Origin of the sequence: Streptococcus sp. HMSC072D03 (assembly GCF_001812855.1) — a bacterium.
Classification (GTDB): domain Bacteria; phylum Bacillota; class Bacilli; order Lactobacillales; family Streptococcaceae; genus Streptococcus; species Streptococcus salivarius_D.
On record NZ_KV810616.1, the window covers coordinates 62,336 to 67,386 of the forward strand.

A 5,051-nucleotide genomic window follows, 5' to 3' on the forward strand; every position below is an offset into this window, starting at 1 on the left:
ACGTCTTAAAAAGCGTCGCTTCCAGTGTAAAAATTGTAAGAAAGTCACGGTAGCTGAGACATCAATTGTTGAGAAAAACCACCAAATCTCCAACCTTGTCCGGCAAAAGGTTGCACAGCTCCTTACTGAAAAGGTATCACTAACAGATATTACCAGAAGACTTCGTGTGTCGACGTCCACTGTCTATCGTAAACTTGACCAGTTTACTTTCAAGGAACATTATGACAAACTCCCGACTGTTATGTCCTGGGATGATTTTGGGTTCAAGAAAGGTGAACTCGCTTTTGTGGCTCAAAACTATGAGACTAACAAACTCATAACTATCCTTGATAATTGCCGTCAAACCACTATTCGAAACTACTTTTTGAAGTATCCTTTGAAAGTACGCCAAAAGGTACGGTTTATAACGATGGATATGTCAGGAGCCTATATGCCACTAGCTCGAAGGCTTTTCCCAAATGCCGAAATCATTATTGATCGTTTCCACATCATCCAGCACCTTGGTCGAACCTTTTTAAAGACAAGAATTGCCATTATGAACCAGTTTGATAAGAAGTCGCTACCTTATCGAACTTTAAAAAATCACTGGAGACACTTCCAAAAGGACAGCCGTAAGTTATCTTGTAACTCATTTCACTCGAAGACCCTTTGTCAAACCTTAAGTCCACATGAAGTCGTTGAGAAGACACTGACTTGCTCAGAAGAACTCGCCAATTATTATCACCTCTATCAGCTTTTGCTTTTTTCACTTTCAGGAAAAAAGAGGGGGTTCACCAATATATCATAATTCTCTTAATAGAGGAATCTTTATTAATTATATAACAGTCAGGAAATGTCATCTCCTCCCATTGTTTGTAATTAAAAGTAGAATCAAAATAGTTGAGTAAGATTCCAATAATATTACCATGAGAAGTAATTAGAATTGTTTGATTTGAGTACTTATGTTCTAAATCTTTTAAAAAATCTAATACCCTATTTAAAGCAGTAACATTTGACTCTCCACCAGGTAGAGGATAGGAGGTGTTTTCCCATAAATATTTAATTACACTTTTAAAGTCGTTGTCATCAACATATGAAGAAGATAGTACTCTTTCTTTTAGGCGATCATCTATATGTATTTTATCGAAATTTATTGGTGATTTGTACAAGGTATCAAAGGCTCTTTTAAATGGACTCGAAAAGTAATAATCAATGTTATAGTCATTTAAAAAATATAAGTTTGATAGTGAGTGTATTCCCCTATTTGATAAAGGACGATTATAATCGTCACTTGTATAGGAGGAATGTGCATGACGAAGTAAGATATACGTATTATTCATAATGTTTACCTTCAAAAATAGAATATATAGAAGGAAATTTAGAATGCTTTTTAGAAATAAATCTCTTTCTAGTAATGTTTCGCAACTCTACTATAACGGTTTTATTCCTTTTTGTGTTTACACAACTTATTATACACTACCGAAAAAAAGATATCGTATTAAATATCCCAGTTATAAAATTTTGTAATGCTTCCATTCTTTAAATCCCTTATAATTCTTTCTTCAAATCAAAAAAAGCTGATTTCTCAGCTTTTTAATCAATCATGGAGCTTATTTACTTTTGAATTGCATCGCTTCATCGCTCTGCACAAATTCTCGTTGAGCATCTGTTAATTCCTCAAGTTCATCACAGCCAATAAGTCCAAAGACTTCCATGCCATCTTTTGTACTTACGATGTATGCCTCAAGTTCTCTAGCTTTTTCAACATCTGACACTAAGTAAATATTCTTTTTAGTCATTACTTCATCAGTCATTTTACTCTCCTTCAACCCTTTATTATTGTTTAATCTTCCCCCAATTTATTATGTTGGGCTCTGAAGGCGTATAATGGATCAAAATCTGAATCAAGTTTATTGTTGTCGTCAGCTTGTTCAGCCATCTTAGCATTTAAACTATCTTCCATCCTCCCGATACAATCCATTACCTTCCTTATCATTGTAAGGGTTTCAGAGGTAATTTTCAAGACTTCACTTGAATTTTCATTGTTTTTAATTTTATCTGAGCTTTGCATTTTCTGCTTTAGACGTTTTTCGATTTCGTCTAAACGTAGCTCTTTCATACTTTGTTGAGGTTCTGAAATGGCTGATACTGGCTCTAAAGGTTTTATGCTTTCAACCGTCAAATCCTCAATTTCTGTGATGTTCATGATGACCTTTGCGCGTGCTTCTTCTTTTTCATTATGACCTGGTATATAGATATAGCTGTTACTACCAAAAAAAGATTGCTGGGTAATATCATTTTTAGCTAGACTTTCAAATAAACAATCGTGTCCCTCTACTAAACTGTTAGCAAAATAAATATTTCTCGTGTCTCGGAAAAGTTGAGTATTGAAAATAAATGGCCTGTTCTTAGGGAAATTATTGACGTGAGGAGAATGGAAAAAATGCTCTGTTGATAGGTAATGCACGTAAGGGACCTTGCTGAGTAGCTGAGACAAAGTATTCGTATCCATTTGAGCCTGCTCATCGAAGAGGAAAATATCTGTAATGTGGTTTGTTGGAGACGTTACTAACTCAATATCCTTTTTTAAATAGCCAGCTAGCAGAACCACATGTTTTTTCTCATCCTCTAGGTCTGCATGATTGTGGGTAATCGTGATCTTAGCTTTATCTTCTAAATACGATAGAGCATTCCAAGAGATATGGGACTTAAACCCCATAATAGCTACTCTATGGTCTTTAGATTTTGCAAAGTTAGTCAGCTTGTGAAAAAAAGGAGAGGTTTCAAAAGGAGATAGGACGTAGGGATCAATATAGATATTAAGCATCAGTATCACCTTCTTCTTGATTTAACTCTTCTAGTTCGACATCTTTTATAAGTGGACGTTCATTAAACGCTTCATTCATTCTAAAAGGCATGTATTTGGCCACACGACCACCACCAGTTGTATTTTGACTTCTGATAACAACAAGAGACTTGTCAATCCCTTCTTCTGCAGCAAGTTCTAGGTTAAGGAAAATAATGTTATTAAGGTTCTTATAGCCACCGTTTTCAATAAGCATATATTTGTCTTCAATTTCTTGAATATCATCAAAATTGTCCACGATAATCAGTAGATAACGTTTGTTTCCCTCTTCGTCTAAACCGTCCTCGAAACGTCCAAAGTGTTTAAAGACATTTAGCAATTTATCAAGATCGCTGGTATCACCTACATTAGTGATATAAGGATACACATCAAAAAGATTTTTTGTACCGTCATCTTCCTTTTTATTGAGAGCTAACTGACCTATAAAGAGATATCTAGGAACATGGACCGTATACGTACGCTCTTTCTTCTTCACCTTTTTGGCTTGTAATTCTGATTTTCGTTTCTCCATACCAGAAAGAGGACTTGTACTCTCACTCTTTTCTTGTGTCTTTGTCACTGTATACGTGAACTTCTCCAGTTTTGACGTAGGAACAAAATAGGCATAGTTTTGATTAAATTTGAAGTTCTGATAAGCATCTACAACCTTCCAGTATCGAATAGGAGAGTAGTTATCTTCTTCCCGAAGAATATCTTTCCATTTATAAGTGAAGTTTCTGCTGATCTTATTTGCTAGTAAGAGCAACATCGTTCCATGACTGTAAATAGAGTAACTTGTCGCAAGAGCCCCTGGAGTATCTTCACGTTCGAACTCCCACTCTTGAACTAAGTAAAACTCTCTGAGTCGTTTGATATGTGGTTTGATTTTAGGAATCTGTAAACCAAACTCCCTTGAAATTTGAAGTAGTTGAACATTTCTGAATGTAGCTATAAATAGTAGGATATCCATATCTAACTGGTTTAGTTGCTTACTAATTAACTCATAGTCCGTTTCTTGACTATAGTTGATTTGAATGATGTAATCCTCTTGAATTTGCAAATGGAAAGGAAAGTCATTATTTGGGTAAACTTGTTTCAGCAATGGTGTCGAGGCATACTTCTTATAATAGTCGTCCGAGAATCGAGAGACAGTATTCAATGTTGCTTCTCCATCGATTGTTCTTACCCCAAAACGACGTAGTCTTTCATTGAATCTTTTAACGAAGTCTTGATAGGCTTCCAGTGCTTCAGCAGAAGGCTTTTCTCCTGTTTCAGATAATCGAACTGTCCCATCAGGCATGAGAGTGACTTCTTCTCCATTAAATTTTTTCTTTGGATAAAGTGGGAAATTGATTTTCTTAGCAATATTTTGTAACCATTTTTTATTACCTGGTGTTCTTGTCATTTGTCTAGTCCTTCTCTTCAATTTTTTGGAACCATTATACTAAACCTCATATACCTTTTTTAACCCAGTGACACCCACACACAAATTAGAACTCAAAACCAAGAGCCATATTGATATACTTCTCTAATAATGTATACTTGATAAATTGCAAGAATAAGTGCAACATTTACTCGAACTCTTCTATTAGGGCTTCACAAGCAGTTCTGTAAGGTAAACATTTTCGTGGTCGGTGATTGATATCATATAACGCCTTGTTCAAAGCCTCATCAGAGATAGTCGCTAAATCTGTTTTCTTTGGGAAATTGGCGTACCAAGCCTAAATCTTCCAAGTGTTTCTTTGGGTTGTCGAGTTTTTCCTTTATGGCGAAGGACGCTCAAATCCAGATCAATCAAACCAGCATAGAGCCAGTTATAAATAGTTTTAAAAGCTACCATTGGCTTTTGTTCAAGCTGATAGCGGACCACAAATCTGTTCAGGCGACCAAGAGGATTTTAAACCGTTCTCAATTTCCTTTTTCAACTTTGGTGTCAAACAAGAATTTTGACCTTTTTGCTTAGCCCTACGGTTGTACTGTTCCTCTGCTGGGACTACTCTGTTTCCATTCATAAAATGCAGAACACGTAATTCCGAGCAGATTGCACATTCAGCTAATGCTTCAACCTTATTTCTGTTAAAGCATTCAATCGCTAAGCATTTTGATTCGTGGCGCTGTTTACCTAAACTCGTCATCTAGTTTGTGATGATTCCTTTTGTCAATTAAACTTTCTTTGCCACCACTAATACATTTTTTACAAGTTCCATTTTAAATTCTTTTGAATAGG

The 5,051-nt window shown here is 35.6% G+C and carries 4 protein-coding genes and 2 pseudogenes; 1 reads left to right on the plus strand and 5 read right to left on the minus strand.

Going from position 1 to position 5,051, the window contains the following annotated elements:
• Positions 1–764 (plus strand): annotated as a pseudogene (locus HMPREF2877_RS01350) (ISL3 family transposase); the annotation flags it as partial.
• A 6-nt stretch (positions 765–770) separates the two neighbouring features.
• Here HMPREF2877_RS01350 and HMPREF2877_RS01355 read toward each other — a convergent pair.
• The 5 genes and pseudogenes from HMPREF2877_RS01355 to HMPREF2877_RS11385 form a co-directional block, all read right to left on the minus strand.
• Positions 771–1,319 (minus strand): histidine phosphatase family protein, encoded by a 549-nt coding sequence (locus HMPREF2877_RS01355; RefSeq protein WP_037598695.1) that lies wholly within the window; start codon positions 1,317–1,319, stop codon positions 771–773.
• A 270-nt stretch (positions 1,320–1,589) separates the two neighbouring features.
• Positions 1,590–1,793 carry a hypothetical protein gene (locus HMPREF2877_RS01360; protein ID WP_037598693.1) on the minus strand — a complete coding sequence of 68 codons (204 nt, stop codon included), beginning with the start codon at positions 1,791–1,793 and terminating at the stop codon, positions 1,590–1,592.
• Positions 1,794–1,822: 29 nt separating this feature from the next.
• Positions 1,823–2,698 carry a hypothetical protein gene (locus HMPREF2877_RS01365; protein WP_256262906.1) on the minus strand — a complete coding sequence of 292 codons (876 nt, stop codon included), beginning with the start codon at positions 2,696–2,698 and terminating at the stop codon, positions 1,823–1,825.
• A 100-nt stretch (positions 2,699–2,798) separates the two neighbouring features.
• Positions 2,799–4,229 (minus strand): hypothetical protein, encoded by a 1,431-nt coding sequence (locus HMPREF2877_RS01370; protein ID WP_070578252.1) that lies wholly within the window; start codon positions 4,227–4,229, stop codon positions 2,799–2,801.
• A 166-nt stretch (positions 4,230–4,395) separates the two neighbouring features.
• Positions 4,396–4,959: pseudogene (locus HMPREF2877_RS11385) on the minus strand (hypothetical protein).
• Positions 4,960–5,051 lie beyond the last annotated feature (92 nt).